Source organism: Streptomyces sp. NPDC048182 (genome assembly GCF_043202555.1).
GTDB lineage: Bacteria > Actinomycetota > Actinomycetes > Streptomycetales > Streptomycetaceae > Streptomyces.
Genome location: NZ_JBIDAQ010000001.1, coordinates 605,788 through 628,156, shown reverse-complemented (window position 1 = coordinate 628,156; position 22,369 = coordinate 605,788). Strand labels below are relative to the sequence as shown.

The 22,369-nt window shown below is 73.4% G+C and carries 17 protein-coding genes; 10 read left to right on the top strand and 7 right to left on the bottom strand.

Annotated features, from left to right (window positions below; translation table 11 throughout):
- Nucleotides 1-32: 32 nt before the first annotated feature.
- The 4 genes from ACGFZL_RS02955 (at nt 33) to ACGFZL_RS02940 (ending at nt 5,429) form a co-directional block, all read left to right on the top strand.
- Complete coding sequence (locus ACGFZL_RS02955; RefSeq protein ID WP_393688679.1) at nt 33-953, top strand: ArsR/SmtB family transcription factor; 921 nt, start codon at nt 33-35, stop codon at nt 951-953.
- 75 nt (nt 954-1,028) lie between these two features.
- Nucleotides 1,029-1,625: a TIGR03086 family metal-binding protein gene (locus ACGFZL_RS02950; protein ID WP_393688617.1), complete on the top strand. Its 597-nt coding sequence runs from the start codon at nt 1,029-1,031 to the stop codon at nt 1,623-1,625.
- 52 nt (nt 1,626-1,677) lie between these two features.
- Complete coding sequence (locus tag ACGFZL_RS02945; protein WP_393688615.1) at nt 1,678-3,942, top strand: ATP-dependent RecD-like DNA helicase; 2,265 nt, start codon at nt 1,678-1,680, stop codon at nt 3,940-3,942.
- 197 nt (nt 3,943-4,139) lie between these two features.
- Nucleotides 4,140-5,429 carry a citrate synthase gene (locus ACGFZL_RS02940; protein WP_355165760.1) on the top strand — a complete coding sequence of 430 codons (1,290 nt, stop codon included), beginning with the start codon at nt 4,140-4,142 and terminating at the stop codon, nt 5,427-5,429.
- A gap of 560 nt (nt 5,430-5,989) precedes the next feature.
- On the opposite strand, the gene ACGFZL_RS02935 is transcribed toward ACGFZL_RS02940, so the two are convergent.
- From ACGFZL_RS02935 to ACGFZL_RS02915, 5 genes are all read right to left on the bottom strand, one after another.
- Nucleotides 5,990-8,215, bottom strand: a complete 2,226-nt coding sequence (locus ACGFZL_RS02935; protein WP_393688613.1) for a heavy metal translocating P-type ATPase — start codon at nt 8,213-8,215, stop codon at nt 5,990-5,992.
- 11 nt (nt 8,216-8,226) lie between these two features.
- Nucleotides 8,227-8,466, bottom strand: coding sequence for a heavy-metal-associated domain-containing protein (locus ACGFZL_RS02930; RefSeq protein ID WP_393688611.1), 240 nt, complete (start codon nt 8,464-8,466; stop codon nt 8,227-8,229).
- Nucleotides 8,467-8,539: 73 nt separating this feature from the next.
- Nucleotides 8,540-9,151 carry a GNAT family N-acetyltransferase gene (locus ACGFZL_RS02925; RefSeq protein ID WP_393688609.1) on the bottom strand — a complete coding sequence of 204 codons (612 nt, stop codon included), beginning with the start codon at nt 9,149-9,151 and terminating at the stop codon, nt 8,540-8,542.
- Entirely contained in the window at nt 9,148-10,029 is an 882-nt protein-coding gene (locus tag ACGFZL_RS02920) for an aldo/keto reductase (RefSeq protein WP_393688607.1), read from the bottom strand. The genes ACGFZL_RS02925 and ACGFZL_RS02920 overlap by 4 nt, the downstream gene beginning before the upstream one ends.
- A 12-nt stretch (nt 10,030-10,041) precedes the next feature.
- Nucleotides 10,042-10,995 carry an NAD-dependent epimerase/dehydratase family protein gene (locus tag ACGFZL_RS02915; RefSeq protein WP_393688605.1) on the bottom strand — a complete coding sequence of 318 codons (954 nt, stop codon included), beginning with the start codon at nt 10,993-10,995 and terminating at the stop codon, nt 10,042-10,044.
- Between the two features lie 90 nt (nt 10,996-11,085).
- Between ACGFZL_RS02915 and ACGFZL_RS02910 the strand changes: the two genes are divergently transcribed.
- Nucleotides 11,086-12,027, top strand: coding sequence for a LysR family transcriptional regulator (locus tag ACGFZL_RS02910; RefSeq protein WP_393688603.1), 942 nt, complete (start codon nt 11,086-11,088; stop codon nt 12,025-12,027).
- Here the strand turns inward: ACGFZL_RS02910 and ACGFZL_RS02905 are convergent.
- The gene (locus ACGFZL_RS02905; protein WP_355165774.1) at nt 11,984-12,175 is read right to left on the bottom strand and encodes a MerR family transcriptional regulator; all 192 of its coding nucleotides are present in this window, start codon (nt 12,173-12,175) and stop codon (nt 11,984-11,986) included. The two genes, ACGFZL_RS02910 and ACGFZL_RS02905, sit on opposite strands and share 44 nt — an antisense overlap.
- A 643-nt stretch (nt 12,176-12,818) precedes the next feature.
- Here ACGFZL_RS02905 and mmsA point away from each other — a divergent pair.
- The 5 genes from mmsA (at nt 12,819) to ACGFZL_RS02880 (ending at nt 21,695) form a co-directional block, all read left to right on the top strand.
- Nucleotides 12,819-14,321, top strand: a complete 1,503-nt coding sequence (gene mmsA, locus ACGFZL_RS02900; protein WP_393688600.1) for a CoA-acylating methylmalonate-semialdehyde dehydrogenase — start codon at nt 12,819-12,821, stop codon at nt 14,319-14,321.
- 311 nt (nt 14,322-14,632) lie between these two features.
- On the top strand, nt 14,633-16,045 hold the full coding sequence (locus ACGFZL_RS02895) for an APC family permease (RefSeq protein WP_355165778.1): 1,413 nt from the start codon (nt 14,633-14,635) through the stop codon (nt 16,043-16,045).
- 78 nt (nt 16,046-16,123) lie between these two features.
- Complete coding sequence (locus ACGFZL_RS02890) at nt 16,124-18,784, top strand: alpha/beta fold hydrolase (RefSeq protein WP_393688598.1); 2,661 nt, start codon at nt 16,124-16,126, stop codon at nt 18,782-18,784.
- Nucleotides 18,784-19,656, top strand: a complete 873-nt coding sequence (locus ACGFZL_RS02885; RefSeq protein ID WP_355165782.1) for an ABC transporter permease — start codon at nt 18,784-18,786, stop codon at nt 19,654-19,656. The genes ACGFZL_RS02890 and ACGFZL_RS02885 overlap by 1 nt, the downstream gene beginning before the upstream one ends.
- A 110-nt stretch (nt 19,657-19,766) precedes the next feature.
- On the top strand, nt 19,767-21,695 hold the full coding sequence (locus ACGFZL_RS02880; RefSeq protein WP_393688595.1) for an AMP-dependent synthetase/ligase: 1,929 nt from the start codon (nt 19,767-19,769) through the stop codon (nt 21,693-21,695).
- Between the two features lie 69 nt (nt 21,696-21,764).
- On the opposite strand, the gene rdlB is transcribed toward ACGFZL_RS02880, so the two are convergent.
- Nucleotides 21,765-22,157 carry a rodlin RdlB gene (rdlB, locus tag ACGFZL_RS02875; RefSeq protein ID WP_393688593.1) on the bottom strand — a complete coding sequence of 131 codons (393 nt, stop codon included), beginning with the start codon at nt 22,155-22,157 and terminating at the stop codon, nt 21,765-21,767.
- Nucleotides 22,158-22,369 lie beyond the last annotated feature (212 nt).

Here is a 22,369-nt window from a genome sequence, read left to right as displayed (position 1 = left end):
ATCTCGCCCAGACGCGCTTCGCCGTCTCCCCGATGTGGGAGGTCGGCGCCGGCTTCCGGCTGCTCCGCTCCGGCGCCGACGACCCCCTGCACCGGCGCTGGCTCGAGCAGGTGCGGCCACGCCTCGCGGCCTCGGGCCTCGACCGGGGCCTGCTCGCCCAGCTGATCTCCACCGCGTCCTACGTCCCCGACTTCCTCAACCCCGCCCCCACCGGCCCGGCCCCCACCCTCCCGGAGGAGCTGGCCGCCATCACGGCCACCCCGCCCGACCGCGTCCGCCTGGACCTGGACCGCCTGCGGAGCCACCTCGGCCGGCTGGGACCCCGTACGCGCTCCCTGTACGCCGACCCGGGGGCCCGCCTCCCGCGCCTCGCGCAGGAGATCGAGATTTACTGGGAGCTGGCGCTCGCCCCGTACTGGGCCCGCGTACGCGCCGTGCTGGACGCGGACGTCTTCCACCGGGCCCGGCAGGCCGCCGAACAGGGCGCCGGCCGCGTCCTCAACGACCTGCACCCCGGGGTCAGCTGGGACAGGGACGCCCTGCGCCTCGCCCGCAGACGCGCCCTGACCCGCGAGACCGCGGGCCCCGGCCTCCTGCTGATCCCCTCCGCCTTCAAGGGCCCGGGCCTCTCCACCCGCGTCTCCCCGCCCGACCCCCCGCAGCTCTCCTACCGGGCCCGAGGCGTCGGCACCCTCTGGGAACCCCGCCCGACCACCCGCACCGCCGCGGTCGCCGCCGTCCTCGGCCGCTCCCGCACCCTCCTGCTCACCGAGCTGGACTCCCCGGCGAACACCACCGAACTGGCCGCCCGCACGGGCCTGTCCATGGCCGGCGTCTCCCAGAGCCTCACGGCGCTGCGCGCGGCGGGCCTCGTCACCGCCCACCGCACCGGCCGCACCGTCCTGTACGCCCGCACGTCCCTGGCCGACTCCCTTCTCACCGCCGCCGGCTGACGCCAGGCGTAGGGTGCGGCAAAAGGCCAGAGGGCGAGAGCCAGAGGGCCAGAGGGTCGAAGGGGGAGGCGACGCATGTCCGTTGACGGGTTCAAGCTGCTGGCAGACGCACAGGAGCACCTGCTGGCCGCGGTGCGCGGGGTGCCCGAGGAGAAGTGGGGGGCCGCGACGCCGTGCAGCGAGTGGACGGTCCGGCAGGTCTTCCACCACGCCCGCCTCGACCAGCAGGCACTGACCATGCAGATCACCGAGGAGCCGCCCGAGGGCGACCCGTTCGAGCCTGCGGACGTCCTGGCCGACGGCGGCCGGGACGCGGCGACGCGGCTGAAGGCGACCCTGGACGCCGCGCTGAAGGCGTGGGAGTCGGAGCGCGAGGCGGAGAACGTGCCGACCCCGATGGGGCCGATGCCCGCGGAGGCCGGTGCCATGGTCGCCGCCCTCGACGCGGCCGTCCACGCCTGGGACATCGCCGCGGCGACCGGCCAGGACCTCCCGCTGACCGAGGACCTGGCCGAGCGGCTGGAGATCCCGGCCTCGCGGATGGTCGAGTTCGTCCGCCGGTCCTTCGGCAAGTTCGCGCCCGTGATCGAGGTCCCCGCCGACGCGAGCCGCGCCGACAAGCTCCTCGCGTTCACCGGCCGCGACCCGCACTGGTCCGCGCCGGTGCGCTGACCGACGCCCCCGCCGGCCGACCCCTGTCACCCCCCACCGATACCGTCCCCCCATGACCCACCCGCCGCCCCCTCCCCGCCTCGCCACCCTCGAAGGCGTCCTGGAGCGCGTCACCTACGCCAACGAGGAGAACGGCTACACCGTCGCCCGCGTCGACACCGGACGCGGCGCCGGCGACCTGCTCACCGTCGTCGGTGCGCTGCTCGGCGCGCAGGTGGGGGAGTCGTTGCGGATGGAGGGGCGGTGGGGGTCGCACCCCCAGTACGGCAAGCAGTTCCACGTCGAGAACTACACGACCGTCCTCCCCGCCACCGTCCAGGGCATCCGGCGCTACCTCGGTTCAGGGCTGGTCAAGGGCATCGGGCCGGTCTTCGCCGACCGGATCACCCAGCACTTCGGCGTCGACACCCTCAGCGTCATCGAGGAGGAGCCCAAGCGGCTCATCGAGGTGCCGGGGCTCGGGCCGAAGCGGACCAAGAAGATCGCCGACGCCTGGGAGGAGCAGAAGGCGATCAAGGAGGTGATGCTCTTCCTCCAGACCGTCGAGGTGTCCACCTCCATCGCCGTGCGGATCTACAAGAAGTACGGGGACAGCTCGATCTCCGTCGTCAAGAACCTGCCCTACCGCCTCGCCGCCGACGTCTGGGGCATCGGCTTCCTCACCGCCGACCGCATCGCCCAGTCCGTCGGCATCCCGCACGACAGCCCCGAACGGGTGAAGGCGGGCCTCCAGTACGCCCTCTCCCAGGCCACCGACCAGGGCCACTGCTACCTCCCCGAGGAACAGCTCATCGCCGACGCGGTCAAGCTGCTCCAGGTCGACACCGGCCTCGTCATCGAGTGCCTCGGCGAGCTGGCGGCCGAACCCGCGGAGGGCGAGGACCCCGGCGTCGTACGGGAGCGGATACCCGCCCCCGACGGAGGCGGCGACCCCGTCACCGCCGTCTACCTGGTCCCCTTCCACCGCGCCGAACTGGCCCTCTCCGCCCAGCTCCACCGCCTCCTGCGCACCGGCGAGGACCGCATGCCGGGCTTCCGGGGCGTCGACTGGGACAAGGCCCTCGGCTGGCTCAGGACGCGCACCGGCGTAGATCTGGCACCCGAGCAGGAGGCCGCCGTGAAGCTCGCGCTGACCGAGAAGGTCGCCGTGCTGACCGGCGGGCCGGGCTGCGGCAAGTCCTTCACCGTCCGCTCCGTCGTGGAGCTGGCCCGGGCCCGGCGCGCCAAGGTCGTCCTCGCCGCCCCCACCGGCCGCGCCGCGAAGCGCCTCGCCGAGCTGACCGGCGCCGAGGCGTCCACCGTCCACCGGCTGCTCGAACTGAAGCCGGGCGGGGACGCGGCGTACGACCGCGACCACCCCCTCGACGCCGACCTCGTCGTCGTGGACGAGGCGTCGATGCTGGACCTGCTCCTCGCCAACAAGCTGGTCAAAGCCGTGCCCCCCGGCGCTCACCTCCTCTTCGTCGGCGACGTCGACCAGCTCCCCAGCGTGGGGGCGGGGGAGGTGCTCCGGGACCTGCTCGCGCCCGGGAGCCCCGTCCCCGCCGTCCGGCTCACCCGCGTGTTCCGCCAGGCCCAGCAGTCCGGCGTCGTCACCAACGCCCACCGCATCAACCACGGGCAGCACCCCGTCACCGACGGCATGAAGGACTTCTTCCTCTTCGTCGAGGACGACACGGAGGAGGCCGGGCGGCTGACGGTGGACGTCGCCGCGCGGCGGATTCCGGCCAGGTTCGGGCTCGACCCGCGCCGGGACGTGCAGGTGCTGGCACCGATGCACCGGGGGCCCGCCGGGGCCGGCACGCTCAACGGGCTGCTCCAGCAGGCCGTCACCCCGGGCCGCCCCGACGTCCCCGAGAAGCGTTTCGGCGGTCGCGTCTTCCGCGTCGGCGACAAGGTCACCCAGATCCGGAACAACTACGAGAAGGGCGAGAACGGCGTCTTCAACGGCACCGTCGGCGTTGTCACCTCACTCGATCCGGTGGACCAGCGCCTCACCGTGCTGACGGACGAGGACGAGGAGGTTCCGTACGAATTCGACGAACTGGACGAACTGGCCCACGCGTACGCCGTGACCATCCACCGCAGCCAGGGCAGTGAGTACCCGGCCGTGGTGATCCCTGTGACGACCGGCGCCTGGATGATGCTCCAGCGCAACCTGCTCTACACGGCGGTCACGCGGGCGAAGCGGCTCGTCGTGCTCGTCGGGTCGCGCAAGGCGATCGGGCAGGCGGTCCGTACGGTGTCGGCGGGGCGGCGCCACACGGCGCTCGACTTCCGGCTCTCAGCTCCCGGCTCTCGGCTATCGGCCAAATGATCGATCAAACGAGTCGTAAAGGTCACAGTCCACTTCCGCAACCGGGGCTGAGGGGGCAGGATGGGCAAGTTGGCGGCACTCAGTGCCGCCGATAGGCCCGATGGTCGACCCCGAGTGCACTCTCCTGAGCCAAGTGGGGGATGGTAGAGACAGTCAGGGCACCTCGAAGATGAGGCACTACGTCGGTGAGGGAAGACGTGAGCGACAACTCTGTAGTACTGCGGTACGGCGATGACGAGTACACCTACCCGGTGATCGACAGCACCGTCGGCGACAAGGGCTTCGACATCGGGAAGCTCCGCGCCCAGACCGGCCTGGTGACGTTGGACAGCGGCTACGGCAACACCGCCGCCTATAAATCCGCCATCACGTATCTCGACGGCGAGGCCGGCATCCTCCGGTACCGCGGCTACCCGATCGAGCAGCTGGCCGAGCGCTCCTCCTTCGTGGAGGTCGCCTACCTGCTGATCAACGGCGAGCTGCCGACCGTCGACCAGCTCACCTCGTTCAAGGACGAGATCACGCAGCACACCCTGCTGCACGAGGACGTCAAGAACTTCTACCGGGGCTTCCCGCGCGACGCGCACCCGATGGCCATGCTGTCCTCGGTCGTCTCGGCGCTGTCCACCTTCTACCAGGACAGCCACAACCCCTTCGACGAGAAGCAGCGCAACCTCTCCACGATCCGCCTGCTCGCCAAGCTTCCGACGATCGCGGCGTACGCGTACAAGAAGTCGATCGGCCACCCGTTCGTCTACCCGCGCAACGACCTCGGCTACGTCGAGAACTTCCTGCGCATGACCTTCTCGGTCCCCGCCCAGGAGTACGAGCCGGACCCGACGGTCGTCGCGGCCCTGGACAAGCTGCTGATCCTGCACGCGGACCACGAGCAGAACTGCTCGACCTCCACGGTCCGCCTGGTCGGCTCGTCGCAGGCCAACATGTTCGCCTCGATCTCCGCCGGCATCAACGCGCTGTGGGGCCCGCTGCACGGCGGCGCCAACCAGTCGGTCCTGGAGATGCTGGAGGGCATCCGCGACTCCGGCGGCGACGTCGACACCTTCATCCGCAAGGTGAAGAACAAGGAGGACGGCGTCCGCCTGATGGGCTTCGGCCACCGGGTCTACAAGAACTTCGACCCGCGCGCCAAGATCATCAAGGCCGCCGCGCACGACGTGCTCTCCGCGCTCGGCAAGTCCGACGAGCTGCTGGACATCGCCCTCAAGCTGGAGGAGCACGCGCTCTCGGACGACTACTTCACCGAGCGCAAGCTGTACCCGAACGTCGACTTCTACACCGGCCTGATCTACCGGGCCATGGGCTTCCCGACCGAGATGTTCACGGTCCTCTTCGCCCTGGGCCGCCTGCCGGGCTGGATCGCCCAGTGGCACGAGATGATCAAGGAGCCGGGGTCCCGCATCGGCCGCCCGCGCCAGATCTACACGGGCGTCGTCGAGCGCGACTTCGTGCCGGTCGAGGAGCGCTAGGCGGTACGTGTCAGGGGCCCCGTGTCCGACCTCACCGGTCGGGTGCGGGGCCCCTGTCTCGTACGGAGAGGGAACGGCGGAAGGCGCCCCGGTGCGTCAGTCCCCCCACGGGCCGACGACCAGGGCGCCTTCCCATGTCCCGGTGCGGATTCCCCCCACGGGATCCGGCCGGGCGTATGTGAGGACAGCGCCTGAATTCGCTGTACATCTCGTATGCGGTTGTCGTGCGTTGTCGTGCCTGTCCATCGAGGGTGTCGCGGTTGCGGTCTGCCGGGACAGCGCACATCCGGGAGGGCCGCTCAAAGCTTCCCGGTGCACGTGTCCCGGCAACGCAGCTCTGGGTACGTCCCCCAAGACATCCCCAGATGTCATTCGGCGCCCCCCATAGACGCTTCCTGACATCGCCAACTTAGACCTTCGAACCCCTTCGATGGTTGGGTTCGCCGCACTGTGATCTGCGTCTCTCCTGGACGCGGATCCCCTTGCGGTGAACAGGACCCAGCGTAAGGAACATGCGTGAGCCTTGTGAAGAGCTTATGCCGTCCATCTCGGCTGTCGGCTCACCGGAACGCACGCAGCCTGAGGCTGTTGGTCACCACGAAGACCGACGAGAAGGCCATCGCCGCCCCCGCGATCATCGGGTTGAGCAGCCCCGCGGCAGCCAGCGGCAGCGCGGCCACGTTGTAGCCGAAGGCCCACACCAGGTTGCCCTTGATCGTGCCGAGGGTGCGCCGGGAGAGCCGGATCGCGTCCCCGGCCACCCGCAGGTCCCCGCGCACCAGCGTCAGGTCGCCCGCCTCGATCGCCGCGTCCGTGCCCGTGCCCATCGCCAGGCCCAGGTCGGCGGTGGCCAGCGCGGCGGCGTCGTTGACCCCGTCCCCGACCATCGCGACCGTACGGCCCTGGCCGCGCAGCCGCTCGACCACCGCGACCTTCTCCTCCGGCAGCACCTCGGCGATCACCTCGTCGATGCCGACGGCTCGCGCGACGGACTCCGCGACCCGCCGGTTGTCGCCGGTCAGCAGCACCGGCGTGAGCCCGAGGCGCCGCAATCCGGCCACCGCCTCCGCGCTGGTCTCCTTCACGGCGTCCGCCACCGCGAGGACCCCGCGCGGCTCCCCGTCCCAGCCGGCCACCACGGCCGTACGGCCGTCCCGCTCGGCCTCGTCGCGGGCGCGGGCCAGGGCGGGCGGCAGGTCGTCGTAGAAGCGGCCCACGGCCACCGCACGGCCGGCCACGCGCGCGCGTACGCCCCGCCCGGGGACGTTCTCGAACTCCTCGACGCCGGGCAGCGCGCCCACCCGCTCCTCGGCGCCCGCCGCGATCGCGCGGGCCACCGGGTGCTCCGAGGCGTGCTCGACGGCGCCCGCGAGGCGCAGCAGCTCCGCCTCGTCGGTGCCCTCGGCCGCGTGCGTCTCGTGCAGGGTCATGTGCCCGGTGGTGACCGTGCCGGTCTTGTCCAGGACGACCGTGTCGACCCGCCGGGTGGACTCCAGCACCTCCGGGCCCTTGATCAGGATGCCCAGCTGCGCGCCCCGCCCGGTGCCGACGAGCAGCGCGGTCGGCGTGGCCAGGCCCAGGGCGCACGGGCAGGCGATGATCAGTACGGCGACGGCGGCGGTGAACGCCGCGACCGTGTCGCCGGTGGCGCCGAGCCAGCCGCCGAAGGTGGCCACCGCGATCAGCAGCACCACCGGCACGAAGACCGCCGAGACCCGGTCGGCCAGGCGCTGCACCTGCGCCTTGCCGCTCTGCGCGTCCTCCACCAGCTGCGCCATCCGCGCCAGCCGGGTGTCCGCGCCGACCCGGGTCGCCTCGACCACGAGGCGGCCCCCGGCGTTGACCGTGGCCCCGGTGACCGCGTCGCCCGGGCCCACGTCCTCCGGCACCGACTCGCCGGTCAGCAGGGAGGCGTCGACCGCCGAGCGGCCCTCGACGACCGTGCCGTCGGTGGCGACCTTCTCGCCGGGCCGCACCACGAACCGGTCCCCGACGGCCAGCCGGTCCACCGGCACCCGCTCCTCCCGCCCGTCCCGCAGCACCGCCACGTCCTTGGCGCCCAGGTCCATCAGCGCCCGCAGCGCGGACCCGGCGCGGCGCTTGGCGTGCGCCTCCAGCCAGCGGCCCAGGAGCAGGAAGGCGGTGACGCCGGCCGCGGCCTCCAGGTAGATCTGGGAGGCGCCCTCGCCGCGGGAGACGGTGAGGTCGAAGCCGTGCCGCATGCCGGGCATCCCGGCGTCCCCGAAGAACAGCGCCCACAGCGACCAGCCGAACGCCGCGAGCGTGCCCACCGAGACCAGCGTGTCCATGCTGGCCGCGCCGTGCCGGGCGTTGGCCCAGGCGGCCCGGTGGAAGGGCAGCCCGCCCCACACCACCACCGGCGCGGCCAGGGTCAGCGACAGCCACTGCCAGTTGTCGAACTGGAGCGCCGGCACCATCGCCATGAGGACGACGGGCACGGCGAGCAGCGCGGAGACGACGAGGCGCGTGCGCAGGGCGGCCGCCTCGGGGTCTTCGGCGACCTCCGGGGCCTCCTCCTCGCGCGGCGCGGGCTCCTCGGCGGTGTACCCGGTCCGCTCCACCGTGGCGATGAGGTCGGCGACCTCCGTGCCCTCGGGGTAGCTGACCCGGGCCTTCTCCGTGGCGAAGTTGACCGTGGCGCGCACGCTGTCCATGCGGTTGAGCTTCTTCTCGACGCGGGCCGCGCACGACGCGCAGGTCATCCCGCCGATGAGCAGCTCGACCTGGGCCTGCTGCTCATCGGCGGCGGAGGTGGACGTGGTCATGGTCGGCTCGCTCAGACCGTGCCGACCAGCTCGTACCCCGCCTCGTCCACGGCGGCGCGTACGGCCTCCTCGTCCAGCGGGGTCTCGGAGACCACGGTGACCTCGCCGCTGGCGGCCACCGCCGCCACCGAGCCGACGCCGGCGATCTCGGAGATCTCCTCGGAGACGGCTCCCTCGCAGTGCGCGCAGGTCATCCCGGTCACCTTGTAGACGGTGGTGACGGGACCCTGGGTGTCGGACTGGGCGCTCATGTCGTTACTCCTTCGGGGAACGCGGGATCGGGTACCCGTGATCCGCTGCCGGACCACACGTCCCACTGTACCCCTAGGGGGTATCTATCCGAAGAGGGGCCGGCAGCGGGGCCCACTCCCGGTCCAGGACGGCCATCAGCACCTCGTCCACCCACGCCCCGTCCCGCCACGCCGCCTCGCGCCGCACGCCCTCGACGACGAAGCCGACCTTCTCGTAGACCCGCAGCGCCCGGGCGTTGTTCCCGTACGCCTCCAGCTCGACCCGGTGCAGCCCGAGGTGCTCGAAGGCGTACCCGACGATCAGCCGGGTCGCCTCGGTGCCGACGCCCCGGCCCCGGCCGCGCGGGCCGATCAGGGTGCGGAAGGTGCAGGAGCGCCGGTGCGGGTCCCAGTCGTGGAGCACCACCTCGCCGAGCACCTCGCCGCTCTCCGGGTCGGTGACGGCGAGGTCGAGCCGGTCGGGCCGGGTGGCGCGCGAGCCGTACCAGGTGCGCAGGCGCTCCGGGGTCAGGTCCCCGTCGGGTTCGAAGGTGAAGCGGAGCACCTCGGGGTCGTTGACGATCTCCCACATGGACCCCGCGTCGGCCTCGGTGAAGGGGCGCAGGACGGTGCGGTCGCCGCGCAGGACGGGCTTGGCCGAGAAGCCGGGGGACGGGTCGGTGCCTATGGGGCCCACGGTGTTCATGGCGCCCACTGTGCCAGCCGCGTCAGCTCCTCCTCGCTCAATTCCAGCTCCGCCGCCCCCGCCGAGTCCCGGATCGACGCCGGCCGGCTCGCGCCCGGCACCGGGACCACCACGGGGGAGCGGGCCAGCAGCCAGGCCAGCGCGACCCGCTGCGGGCTCACGCCGCGCTCGGCGGCGACCCGGTGGAAGGGGGTGCCCGCGGAGGAGGGGCCCGAGGGGCCGTCCAGCGCGCTGCGGGAGATGCCGCCGAGCGGGCTCCACGGCAGGAAGGCCAGGCCCAGCTCCGCGCAGAGCCGCAGCTCGGGCTCGCTGTCGCGGACCGCGGGGGAGTACCGGTTCTGCACGGAGACCAGGCCGGCCCCGAGGATCGCGCGGGCCTCGCGGATCTGGCCGGTGGTGACGTTGGAGAGGCCGGCGGCCCGGATCGTGCCCGCGTCGAGCAGCTCCCGCAGCGTCCCGACGGACTCCGCCCACGGCACCTCCGGGTCCGGTTTGTGCAGCTGGTAGAGGCCGAGCGCGCTCACACCCAGCCGCTTCACGGAGGCTTCGGCCGCCCGCTTGAGGTGCTCCGGGGTGCCGGTGACGGTCCAGCTGCCGTCGCCGGGCCGGCCGCGGCCGCCCTTGGTGGCGACCAGGACGTGCGAGGTGTCGCCGCTGTACCGGGCCAGGGCGCGGGCGACGAGCAGCTCGTTGTGGCCCCGCTCGTCCGCGTGCCAGTGGTAGCTGTCGGCGGTGTCGATGAGCGTGACCCCGGCGTCCAGTGCGGCGTGGACGGTGGCGAGCGCCCGCGCCTCGTCGGGGCGGTGCTCGATGGACAGCGGCATGGCGCCGAGACCGACGGCGCTCACGGGGCGGCCGGCGAGGGTGCGGTGACGCATGGGATCCCCTTCTCAGCTCGCGGCGGTGCGCGTCGCGGCCACGGCCTCCGCCACCGCGCCCGGCAGCCAGTCGGACGTACGGGAGAGGGCGAAGCCCAGCTGCCGCGCGCGGGCGTTGCTCATCGGGTAGGAGCGGTCGAAGGAGTACGGCGAGGCGGGCTCGCCCGGCGCGACCTCCCGGAAGCGGGGCGCGCGGCCCACCTCCGCCGCGACCGCCGCCACCAGCTCCCGCACGTCGAGCGGCCCGTCGGAGCAGGCGTTGAGCGGGCCTTCCACGTCGCTCTCGGCCGCCGCCCAGGACAGCAACCGGGCCAGCTCCTCGTGGTGGACGAAGACGGTGGGCCGCGGTGCCGCGTGCACGGCGATCTCCGCGCCGGCCCGCACCCGCTCGACGTAGTGGGCCAGCCGGCCGGTGAAGTCCCGGGCCCCGCCGCCGAGCACGTGCGCGCCGCGTACGGCGGCGAAGGCGAAGGCGCCGTGCCGCGCGAGGACCGCCTCGGCCTGGCGCTTGCCCTCGGCGTAGTGGGCCTCCAGGTACCCGGCGTCGTGCCAGGGCAGGCCGGCGCGCACCGGCCAGGCGGCCGGGTCCACCGCCTCCTCGGACACGAGGGCGCCGGGCGCTGCCTCGGACAGGGCGGCGGATGGCGGGGCGCTCCCCGGGTCGTAGACCTCGATGGTGGACGTCATGACGTAGCGCCGGGTGCGCCCGGTGAAGGCGCGGGCGGCGGTCGCGGCCTGCACCGGGGTGTAGCAGACCTGGTCGACGACCGTGTCGAAGGCGCGGGAGCCGAGCGCGGCGGTGAGGGCCGCCTCGTCGTCGCGATCGGCGACGAGGTGCCCGACCCCCGGGGGCGGCGCGGCCGAGCCGCGGTTGAGGACGGTGACCCGGTGCCCGGCGTCCCGCAGCCGCCGCACCAGGGACTCGCCGAAGTACCGGCTGCCGCCGATGACGCAGATCCTTTGCATGACCTCATCCTTGAGGCCCCGGGACTTCAGCAGAAGTGCCCGCCTCATGGATGCGTGTTAAGGAGAACTGTTGACCGTCAGGGAGAACCGATGATCGACGTGCAGCGGCTCCGGGTGCTGCGGGCGGTGGCGGACCACGGCAGCTTCAACCGGGCGGCCGCCGCCCTGCGCCTGACCCCCTCGGCCGTGTCCCAGCAGGTCGCCGCCCTCGAACGCAGCCTCGGCGCCCCGGTGGTGGCCCGCAGCACGCGCGGGGTCACCCTCACCCAGGCCGGGCTGATCATGGTCGGGGCCGCCGAGTCGGTGGCGGCGGAGCTGGCGCACGCCCGGCGGCAGGTCGACCGGCTCGGCACCGGCCGCGGCCGGCTCACCGTGGCCACCTTCACCAGCGGCGGCCGGCTCCTGCTGCCCGGCGCCCTGGCCCGCTTCACCGCCGCCCATCCCGGCACCGTCGTGCACGTCCGCGAGTGCGAGCCCGAGACCGCCCTGCCGCTGGTCCGCCGGGGCGACGCCGACCTCGCGCTCGCCTACCACTTCGACGGCCCGCTGCCCGGCCGGCCCGGCAGCCCGGACGCCGGCCTGGCCTGGACCCCGCTGCTGGCCGACCCGCTGCACGTCGTCCTGCCCCGCGCCCATCCGCTGGCCGGCCGGGAGGCGCTGGACATCGCCGAGCTGGCGGCCGAGCCGTGGGTGCTCGGCTGCACGAAGACCGAGTCCTACCTGCGCCGGCACGCCGAACGCGTCGGCTTCACGCCCGAGGTGCGGGGCACCACGACCGACTACTTCTTCGCGCGCTCGCTGGTCGCCGCCGGGCTCGGCGTCTCCCTGATCCCGTCCATCGCGCTGACGCCCGAGGAGCCGGCGGTGCGGGTCGTCCCGCTCGTCCCGCCGGCGCCGGCCCGGCACCTGGGCGTGGCCAGGATCGGGCGCCGCGCGGACGCCGACACGGAGACGCTGGTCGGTGCCCTGCGGGAGGAGGCGGCACGGGTCAGCGGTTCCGGTTGCGCGGGCGGGACGCCACCCACGCCCTGATCGTGTCGGCGTACCAGTACGGCTTGCCGTTCTCCACGTGGTCCGGCGGCGGCAGCAGGCCGTGCTTGCGGTAGGAGCGGACGGTGTCCGGCTGGACGCGGATGTGGGCCGCGATGTCCTTGTAGGACCAGAGCCGACGGTCGGTCACGAGTCGCACCTCCCCGCGCGCGCCGCGGTCGCGGCCGGGGACGGCCGCCGGGGGGTGCCGGGCGCTGCGCTGGCGATCACCAAGCCTGTGCCGGGTGAACGACGCGGCGCCGGGCCCGCAGGTGGTTCGTTCCCGCGTGTGACGGAAGACCCGCGTACGCGAGACATGTGTGACGGGAAGGGGGCCTTTGTGACACAGGTGCCGCAAAGGCGTACGCCGGTGCACCGGCGCGGCGCGTTGACGCCCGGCCGTTCTCGGGCCGGCGTCCGCCACCGGAGGGCATCTCATCCGAATGTCCGGACAAAGCATTGACACCTCGGTCCGGGCCCCGCTAGAAACCGGAGAGGAACCCCTCCGCGCGGGAGGCCGCTCCGCCCTGGCAGGAGCGGGGTCGCGGGCGTCGACTCCCCGCCCGTCCGGCCCCCCGCCGGAGGCCCCGCCCGGCCGGCCGGCGCCGACCCCCTCACCTGTCTACGCGGACGCCCAAACCGCAGACACAGTGTCGGGCGCGTGCGCGGCGCCCGGCTGGTGGGATGGGCATGAGGCCGTGAGCGCGACCGACCCGTCGCCGCCCCACGGTCCCTGAGCTGCACGAACGGCACGTCTCGACCCGTCGCCGCCACTTGTGAAGGAGTTCTCGGTCATGACGAAGATCGTCAACCACTGGATCGGCGGCAAGACCGCCGAAGGCGCCTCGGGCACGTACGGACCGGTGACCGACCCGGCGACCGGCGAGGTCACCACCAAGGTCGCCTTCGCCTCCGTCGAGGAGGTGGACGCCGCCGTCGCCGCCGCCCAGGAGGCGTTCGCGACCTGGGGCCAGTCCTCGCTGGCCCAGCGCACCACCATCCTGTTCCGCTTCCGCGCCCTGCTGGACGCGCACCGCGACGAGATCGCCGCGCTGATCACCGCCGAGCACGGCAAGGTGCACTCCGACGCGCTCGGCGAGGTCGCCCGCGGCCTGGAGATCGTCGACCTGGCCTGCGGCATCAACGTCCAGCTCAAGGGCGAGCTGTCCACCCAGGTCGCCAGCCGCGTCGACGTGGCCTCGATCCGCCAGCCGCTCGGCGTGGTCGCCGGCATCACGCCGTTCAACTTCCCGGCGATGGTCCCGATGTGGATGTTCCCGCTGGCCATCGCCACCGGCAACACCTTCGTGCTCAAGCCCAGCGAGAAGGACCCCTCGGCGTCCATGCGCATCGCCGAGCTGCTCACCGAGGCCGGGCTGCCCGACGGCGTCTTCAACGTCCTGCACGGCGACAAGGTGGCCGTGGACCGGCTCCTGGAGCACCCCGACGTCAAGGCGGTCTCCTTCGTCGGCTCCACCCCCATCGCCCGCCACATCCACACCACCGCCTCCGCCAACGGCAAGCGCGTGCAGGCCCTGGGCGGCGCCAAGAACCACATGCTGGTCCTCCCGGACGCCGACCTGGACGCGGCGGCCGACGCGGCCGTCTCCGCCGCCTACGGCTCCGCGGGCGAGCGCTGCATGGCCATCTCCGCGGTCGTCGCCGTCGGCTCCATCGGCGACGAGCTGGTGGACAAGATCCGCGAGCGCGCCGAGAAGATCAAGATCGGCCCCGGCAACGATCCGACCAGCGAGATGGGCCCGCTGATCACCAAGGTCCACCGCGACAAGGTCGCCTCCTACGTGGAGGGCGCCGCCGCCGAGGGCGCCGAGGTCGTGCTCGACGGCACCGGCTTCACCGTCGACGGCTTCGAGGACGGCCACTGGATCGGCCTTTCGCTGCTCGACCGCGTGCCGACCAGCGCGAAGGCGTACCAGGACGAGATCTTCGGCCCGGTCCTGTGCGTGCTGCGCGCCGAGACCTACGAGGAGGGCCTGGCCCTCATCAACGCCTCCCCCTTCGGCAACGGCACCGCCATCTTCACCCGGGACGGCGGCGCGGCCCGCCGCTTCCAGCTGGAGGTCGAGGCCGGCATGGTCGGCGTCAACGTGCCGATCCCGGTCCCCGTCGGCTACCACTCCTTCGGCGGCTGGAAGGACTCGCTCTTCGGCGACCACCACATCTACGGCAACGACGGCACGCACTTCTACACCCGCGGCAAGGTCGTCACCACCCGCTGGCCCGACCCGTCCGACGCCCCGGCCGGCGTCGACCTGGGCTTCCCGCGCAACCACTGAGCGTCACCGCTCGTCTTCCCTCCGAGGGCCGTCCGCAACGCGGACGGCCCTCTTTCTTCGTCTCCCGCCCTGCGGTTACCGCAGTCCGGAACGGTGCGTCAGTCATGGCCCAGTTGTGCCTTGATGGCCCCTAGAACCCTTTCGAGACGACGAATTCCGAAGGCGGCGACCCATTGACGCCACGGTTTCGGCGGTGTTCGATGCAGCGCAACCGGGAGCGGACAACGCGAGAACACGACATGGACCGCCGGAGGCGATAGCGCTCCCGATCGTCACCCTCAGTCGCACGAGTCGATCGGATCCCTTGCCGCATGACCGACACGCTCCGCCCCGCCGACCCGACCCTCGACCCGGCCTCGGCCGCGGGCACCGCCACCCCGAGGGCCCTCAAGCGCTCCATCGGCGTCGTCGGCGGCACCCTGCTCACCCTCTCGTGCGTCACTCCCGCCTCGACCCTCTTCGTGGTCGTCCCCGACCTGTTCGGCTCGCTCGGCACCGCCACCGCGCTCACCATCGCCATCGGCTCGCTGCTCTGCATCGCCGTGGCGTTCTGCTACTCGGAGCTGGGCACCCTCATCCCCAGCGCGGGCGGCGAGTACGCCATGGTCTCCACCCTCGCGGGACGCCTCGCCGGCTGGCTGGTCTTCGTCCTTTCGCTCCTTGTCGTCATGATCGTGCCGCCGGTCATCGCGATGGGCACCGCCGACTACCTCGCCCCGGTCATCCACCTCGACCCGTCGATCGCCGGCGCCGGCGTGATGCTGCTCGCCACCCTGGCAGGACTGCTCGACCTGCGCGCCAACGCCTGGATCACCGGCGTCTTCCTGGTCCTGGAGGTCATCGCGGCCGGCGTCGTCGCGGTGCTCGGCTTCTCCCACGGCGAGCGCGGCCTCGGCAGCCTCACCTCCATGCAGGTGGCCGGCGCCGACGGCCACGCCGACACGGTGACCGGCATGCTGGTCATCTCCGGCCTCGCGATCGCCCTCTTCATCACGCAGGGCTTCTCCACCGCCGTCTACCTCTCCGAGGAGCTGGAGAACCCGCGCCGCAACGTCGCCCGCACGGTGCTGGCCACCCTTGCCATCTCCTCGGTCGTCATCCTGGTCCCGGTCGCCGCCATCACCGTCGGCGCGCCCGACCTCGCCGCCCTCACCGGCGGCGACATCAGCACCATGGTCACCGCCTGGTCCAACTCCGCGGTCGGCACCTTCGTCAGCCTCTGCGTGGCCCTGGCGATCATCAACGCCGGCATCGTGATGGTCATCCAGAACTCGCGCGTCCTGTTCGCCTCCGCCCGCGACAAGGCGTGGCCCGAGCCGGTCAACGCCCTGTTCTCCAAGCTCGGCCGGTTCGGCTCACCGTGGGTGTCCACGCTCGCCGTCGGCGTCCCCGGCGCGCTGCTCTGCTTCGTCAACCTGGACACCCTGTACGGCGTCACCGGCGTCTCGGTCACCGGCATGTACCTGCTGGTCGCCGTCGCCGCGCTGCTCTGCCGCCGGGGTGACCACCGGCACGCGTCGGCGTGGCGGATGCCCCTGTGGCCGGTCGTCCCGGCCGTCCTGATCGCGGTCCTGGCCTACATCCTGACCCAGCAGGAGACCTCGTACCTGCTGTGGACCGGCGGCATCACGGCCGCCGCCACCCTCTACTGGGCGCTGTACCTGCGCCCGCACCGCGACACCCGCTGGCTGGTCTCCCTCCCGGAGGACACGCGGGAGCGGTAGGGGATACCGCCCTCGCAGTACGACGCCCTCGGCCCGGGGGCCGACCCGGATGTCCGACCCGGCCCGTACCGTTGACGCATGGATCTTCGACTGCCCCGAGTGCGCGGCCCGCTGCGGCGGCCGAGGCGGCTGCTCGCCGCCGCGGCCGCCGTCGCCGTGCTCGCGGGCGCCGGGACGTGGACGGTGGCCGCAGCCTCCGACGACCCGCCCACCGTGCACCGTGCCGACCGGGAGCTGGCGGTGGGCGGCGGAGTGCGCCTGGACACCTCGTACTTCACGGCCGGCCCCGGCGACGAACGGCGCCCCGCCGTCCTGCTCGCGCACGGCTTCGGCGGCAGCAAGGCCGACACCCGCGAGCAGGCCGAGAGTCTCGCCCGGGACGGATACGCGGTGCTGACCTGGTCGGCGCGCGGCTTCGGCCGCTCCACCGGCCGCATCGGGCTCAACGACACCAAGGGCGAGGTCGCCGACGTCTCCAAGCTGATCGACTGGCTGGCCCGGCAGCCCCAGGTCCGCCTCGACAAGGCCGGCGACCCGCGCGTCGGCATCGCCGGCGGCTCCTACGGCGGCGCGGTCGCCCTCCTCGCCGCCGGGCACGACACGCGCGTGGACGCCATCGCCCCGGCGATCACGTACTGGAACCTGGCGGACGCCCTCTTCCCGAACGGCGTCTTCAAGAAGCTCTGGGCCGGCGTCTTCGTCGAGACCGGCGGCGGCTGCGCCCGCTTCGAGCCGGCCCTGTGCCGGATGTACCAGCGGGTCGCCCAGGCCGGCGCGCCCGACGCGGACGCGATCAAGATCCTCAAGGAGCGCAGCCCCGAGGCCGTAGGCGACCGCATCCGGGTGCCCACCCTGCTCACCCAGGGCCAGACCGACTCGCTCTTCCCGCTCGGCCAGGCCGACGCCGCCGCGAGGGCTATCCGCGCCAACGGCGCCCCGGTGGACGTCGACTGGATCTCCGGCGGCCATGACGGCGGCGACCGGGAGACCGGGCGCGTCGAGTCCCGGGTGCGCGGCTGGTTCGATCGGTACCTGAAGGGCGACAAGGGCGCGGACACCGGCCCCGCCTTCCGCGTCACCCGCACCGGAGGCGTCGACTCCACCGACGGCCGGGCCCAGTTGCGCGGCGCGAGCGCCGACCGCTACCCGGGGCTGACCGGGGGCGTCCGCCCGGTGCCCCTGCGCGGACCCGAGCAGCGCTTCGAGAACCCGGCCGGCGGCAACCCGCCCGCCGTCTCGGCCATCCCCGGCATCGGCGGCGCGGGCGGCGGCCTCTCCCAGCTGTCCTCCCTCGGCGTCGGCGTCTCCCTGGACCTCCCGGGGCAGCACGCCACCTTCGACTCCGCCCCGCTCACCCAGGACCTGCGCGTCACCGGCTCCCCGCAGGCCACCGTCCACGTCCGCTCCAGCAGCGCGGACGCCGTCCTCTTCGGCAAGGTCTACGACGTCGGCCCCGGCGGCGCGAGGCCCGTGCTGCCCGGCCAACTGGTCGCGCCGGTGCGCGTCCAGGGCACCAAGGCCGGCAAGGACGTCACCCTCACCCTCCCGGCGATCGACCACGAGGTGCAGAAGGGCCACCGGCTGCGCCTGGTCCTGGCCTCCACCGACCTCGGCTACGCCTCCCCGGCCGCCCCGGCGACGTACACCGTCTCCCTCAAGGGCGACCTGAGCGTCCCCACCGCGCCCGGCGTGCACACCGCCGCCGCCCCGCTGCCGTCCTGGGTGTGGTGGCTGCCGCTGGCCGGCGCCGTCGCCGCCCTCGCCCTGCTCGCCACCGGCCGCCGCCGCACGAACGCCCCCGCGCCCGACCCGGCCGCCGCCGACGTGCCGCTGCGCATCACCGGCCTGAGCAAGCGCTACGCCCGCTCCGCCGACCGGTACGCGGTCCGCGAGCTGTCCTTCACCGTCGAGAAGGGCCAGGTCCTCGGCCTGCTCGGGCCGAACGGCGCCGGCAAGACGACGACCCTGCGCATGCTGATGGGCCTGATCACCCCGGACGAGGGCGAGATCCGCGTCTTCGGCCACGCCATCCGCCCCGGCGCCGCGGTGCTCTCCCGCGTCGGCGCCTTCGTGGAGGGCGCCGGCTTCCTGCCGCACCTGTCGGGGCGGGAGAACCTGGAGCTGTACTGGAAGGCCACCGGCCGCCCGCCCGAGGACGCCCACCTGGAGGAGGCGCTGGAGATCGCCGGCCTCGGCGACGCGCTCGCCCGCGCCGTGCGCACGTACTCCCAGGGCATGCGCCAGCGCCTGGCCATCGCCCAGGCCATGCTCGGCCTGCCCGACCTGCTGATCCTGGACGAGCCGACCAACGGCCTCGACCCGCCGCAGATCCGCGAGATGCGCGAGGTGATGATCCGCTACGCCGCCGCCGGGCGCACGGTGATCGTCTCCAGCCACCTGCTCGCCGAGGTCGAGCAGTCCTGCACCCACCTGGTCGTCATGGACCGGGGCAGGCTCGTCCAGGCCGGCCCGGTCGCCGAGATCGTCGGCTCCGGGGACACCCTCCTGGTCGGCACCGACGCGCCCGTGGAGGAGCCGGTGGTCGAGAAGGTGGCCGCGCTGCCCGACGTCGCCTCGGTGGTGCGCACCGACGACGGGCTCCTGGTCCGGCTCGGCGCCGGCGGCACCGCGCCCCGCCTCGTCGCCGACCTGGTCCGCCTGGACGTGCCGGTGGCCTCGGTCGGCCCGCACCGCCGCCTGGAGGACGCCTTCCTGACCCTGATCGGAGGTTCCGCGTGATGAGCACCCTCAGCGAGCCGGCCGCCGCCCCCGAGACCGCCGCCGGCTACCGGGCGGGCCGCACCCTGCCGCTGCGCGTGGAGCTGGTCCGCCAGCTCAAGCGCCGCCGCACCCTGGTCATGGGCGCGATCCTCGCCGTGCTGCCCTTCGTGCTGCTGATCGCCTTCGCCGTCGGCGGCGACCCGGACGCCGCCGACGGCCGGGTCACCCTGATGGACACGGCGACCTCCTCGGGCGCCAACTTCGCCGCCGTCAGCCTCTTCGTCTCGGCCGGCTTCCTGCTGGTCGTGCCGGTCGCCCTGTTCTGCGGGGACACCGTCGCCTCCGAGGCGAGCTGGTCCTCGCTGCGCTACCTCCTCGCCGCCCCGGTGCCGCGCGCCCGGCTGCTCGCCGCCAAGCTGGGCGTCGGCCTGCTGCTGAGCCTGGCCGCCATGGTGCTGCTGCCGCTGGTGGCGCTCGCGGTGGGCACGGTCGCCTACGGGTGGGGCCCGCTGGCGGTGCCGACCGGAGGTGCGCTGCCGGCGGGGACGGCGGCCGGGCGCCTGGTCGTGGTGGTGGCGTACGTCTTCGTCTCCCAGCTGGTCACCGCCGCCCTCGCGTTCTGGCTCTCCACCCGCACCGACGCCCCCCTGGGCGCGGTCGGCGGCGCGGTCGGGCTGACCATCGTCGGCAACGTCCTCGACGCGGTGACGGCCCTCGGCCACTGGCGGGACTTCCTGCCCGCGCACTGGCAGTTCGCCTGGGCGGACGCGGTCCAGCCGCACGTGGAGTGGTCCGGCATGCTCCAGGGCGCCGCCGTCTCGGTCTCCTACGCGCTGGTGCTGTTCGCGCTGGCCTTCCGCGGCTTCTCCCGCAAGGACATCGTGTCCTGAGGCCCACGGACGAAGGTCCGACCCATTGACTTCCTTACTCCACCGTAAGTTTACTCCCGGGTAAGTAGCGGGCGCGGCACACGAGTCCGCACCGCGACCCGGGAGCCGTCATGGGCGTACGCAAGGACCTGAAACGGGCGAGGCGGCGCGGCACCCTCGCCGACCGCACCCGCACCGAGACCGTCCGGGACGCCGACGGCACGGTCCGCGAGGCCCGCACCGCGCCCCTCGTCCCCCGCCCCGCCACCGGCAGCGCCGCCGACCTGCCCTTCACCAACGCCGCCGAGGCCCCGGACACCGTCGCCCTGCGCCGCGCGACGGCGGACGGCGGCTGGCGCCCGGTCACCTCGGCGGCCTTCGCCGCCGAGGTCACGGCCGCCGCCAAGGGGCTGATCGCCCTCGGGGTCGAGCCCGGCGGCCGGGTCGCCGTGATGTCCCGCACCCGCTACGAATGGACGGTCCTGGACTTCGCGATCTGGGCGGCCGGCGGCCAGACCGTCCCCGTCTACGCCACCTCCTCCGCCGAGCAGGTCGAGTGGATCGTCCGCGACTCCGGCGCCCGGCACGTCCTCACCGAGACCGCCGCCAACACCGCCACCGTCCGCGAGGCCACCGCCGCCCACCCCGAGCCCCCCGCCGTCCTGGAACTGGACGCCGGCGCCCTCGCCGACCTCACCGCGCTCGGCCGCGAGGTGCCCGACGAGGAGGTCACGAAGCGCCGCGCCGCCCTCACCCCGGACACGGTGGCGACCCTCTGCTACACCTCCGGCACCACCGGCCGCCCCAAGGGCTGCGTCCTCACCCACGCCAACCTGCACGCCGAGGCCGCCAACACCGTCGAGCTGCTGCACCCGATCTTCCGCGAGGTCACCGGCGAGACCGCCTCGACCCTGCTCTTCCTGCCCCTCGCCCACATCCTCGGCCGCACCCTCCAGCTCGCCTGCCTGCTGGCCCGCATCGAGATCGGCCACTGCCCGGGCATCAAGCCCGCCGAACTCCGCCCCGCGCTGAAGTCCTTCCGCCCGACCTTCCTGGTCGGCGTCCCCTACCTCTTCGAGAAGATCCACGACACCGGCCGCGCCACCGCCGAGAAGATCGGCCGCGGCGCCTCCTTCGAGCGCGCCCACCGCCTCGCCGTCCGCTTCGCCGCCGCCCACCTGGACCGCTTCCTCGGCCGCGGCAAGGGCCCGGGGCCCGCCCTGTGGGCCGGCTGGGCGCTGTACGACCTGCTGGTCTACCGCCGGGTCCGCGCCGAGCTGGGCGGCCGGCTGCGCTACGCCATCAGCGGCGGCTCCCCGCTCGACCGCGACCTGAACCTCTTCTTCTACGCGGCCGGCGTCGTCGTCTACGAGGGCTACGGCCTGACCGAGACCAGCGCCGCCGCCACCATCGTCCCCCCGCTCGGCCTGCGCCCCGGCACGGTCGGCCCGCCGGTCCCGGGCGCGGCGGTGCGCATCGCGGCCGACGGCGAGGTCCTGGTCAGCGGCGGCATCGTCTTCGGTTCGTACTGGAACAACCCCGAGGCCACCGCCGCCGCCCTCACCGACGGCTGGTTCGCCACCGGCGACCTCGGCTCCCTCGACGCCGACGGCTACCTCACCATCACCGGCCGCAAGAAGGACCTCCTGGTCACCTCCGGCGGCAAGAACGTCTCCCCGGCCGTCCTGGAGGACCGCCTGCGCAGCCGCCCGCCGGTCGGCCAGTGCCTCGTCGTCGGCGACAACCGCCCCTACGTCGCCGCCCTGATCACCCTCGACCCGGACGCCGTCGCCCACTGGCTGGCCGTGCGCGGGCTGCCCGCCGACACCCCGCTGCCCGAGCTGACCGGCGACGAACGGCTGCGCGCCGACGTCCAGCGGGCCGTGGACCACGCCAACGCGGCCGTCTCCCGCGCCGAGTCGATCCGCGCCTTCCGCCTCGTCGAGGGCGAGTTCACCGAGGAGAACGGGCTGCTGACGCCCTCCCTGAAGGTGCGGCGGCACGCGGCGGTGGCGGCGTACGCGGAGGAGATCGAGGCGCTGTACACGACGGGCCGCTGACGCCGGGGCCCCGGCATGCGGAAGGGGCGGGCCGCCGGTGTACCGGCGACCCGCCCCTCGGCGCGGGTGTCAGCTCTCGCCGTTGGCGGAGAGGATCGACACGTCCTCCAGCAGGTGCGCCAGCGCGCCGTCGCGCTTGGCCTGCGTGGAGTTCTCGGTGCACTGCTGGTTCAGGTCGTCCGAGAGGACGTTGAGGTCCTGGACCGGGACGAGACCGATGACGCTCACCGGAATGTCGCTCACCGCGATGCAGGGCTTGTTGAAGGAGCCCTGGATGAGCGCCATCTGCGGGCTCATGTTCCCGCTGGTCGCCGAGTTGCCGAAGTACTGCGCCGCCCCGTTGCCGTTGGCGGTGACGGGGCCGCTGTCGTCGCCGATCGCCATGGCCTGCGGGGCCGCGACGGCCGAGGCGCCGATGACGGAGGCGGTGATAGCCGCGTAGGCGACAACCTTCTTGATCACTGGCCAGTCCTTTCTGAGGAAACCCCGGCCATCCGGAGCGCTCTGGTCAACTCCGTGAGAGCGGTCGGGTTTCTCCCGTTCACTCCTCCGGCGTACACCGGTAAATATGCCTGGTTTGGCGCTCGGCCCGGAGTTCCGGGGATTCCGGCGTCCTCCCGTGATCCCGTGCGGGCCAACCGGGTGAACGCCCGCAACCAATCCCTCCGCACCGG

Coding starts and splice junctions, on each gene's coding strand:
- ACGFZL_RS02955 (WP_393688679.1), top strand. CDS start 33: ATGTGGGAGGTCGGCGCCGGCTTCCGGCTGCTCCGCTCCGGCGCCGAC.
- ACGFZL_RS02950 (WP_393688617.1), top strand. CDS start 1,029: ATGTCCGTTGACGGGTTCAAGCTGCTGGCAGACGCACAGGAGCACCTG.
- ACGFZL_RS02945 (WP_393688615.1), top strand. CDS start 1,678: ATGACCCACCCGCCGCCCCCTCCCCGCCTCGCCACCCTCGAAGGCGTC.
- ACGFZL_RS02935 (WP_393688613.1), bottom strand. CDS start 8,215: ATGACCACGTCCACCTCCGCCGCCGATGAGCAGCAGGCCCAGGTCGAG.
- ACGFZL_RS02930 (WP_393688611.1), bottom strand. CDS start 8,466: ATGAGCGCCCAGTCCGACACCCAGGGTCCCGTCACCACCGTCTACAAG.
- ACGFZL_RS02925 (WP_393688609.1), bottom strand. CDS start 9,151: ATGAACACCGTGGGCCCCATAGGCACCGACCCGTCCCCCGGCTTCTCG.
- ACGFZL_RS02920 (WP_393688607.1), bottom strand. CDS start 10,029: ATGCGTCACCGCACCCTCGCCGGCCGCCCCGTGAGCGCCGTCGGTCTC.
- ACGFZL_RS02915 (WP_393688605.1), bottom strand. CDS start 10,995: ATGCAAAGGATCTGCGTCATCGGCGGCAGCCGGTACTTCGGCGAGTCC.
- ACGFZL_RS02910 (WP_393688603.1), top strand. CDS start 11,086: ATGATCGACGTGCAGCGGCTCCGGGTGCTGCGGGCGGTGGCGGACCAC.
- mmsA (WP_393688600.1), top strand. CDS start 12,819: ATGACGAAGATCGTCAACCACTGGATCGGCGGCAAGACCGCCGAAGGC.
- ACGFZL_RS02895 (WP_355165778.1), top strand. CDS start 14,633: ATGACCGACACGCTCCGCCCCGCCGACCCGACCCTCGACCCGGCCTCG.
- ACGFZL_RS02890 (WP_393688598.1), top strand. CDS start 16,124: ATGGATCTTCGACTGCCCCGAGTGCGCGGCCCGCTGCGGCGGCCGAGG.
- ACGFZL_RS02885 (WP_355165782.1), top strand. CDS start 18,784: ATGAGCACCCTCAGCGAGCCGGCCGCCGCCCCCGAGACCGCCGCCGGC.
- ACGFZL_RS02880 (WP_393688595.1), top strand. CDS start 19,767: ATGGGCGTACGCAAGGACCTGAAACGGGCGAGGCGGCGCGGCACCCTC.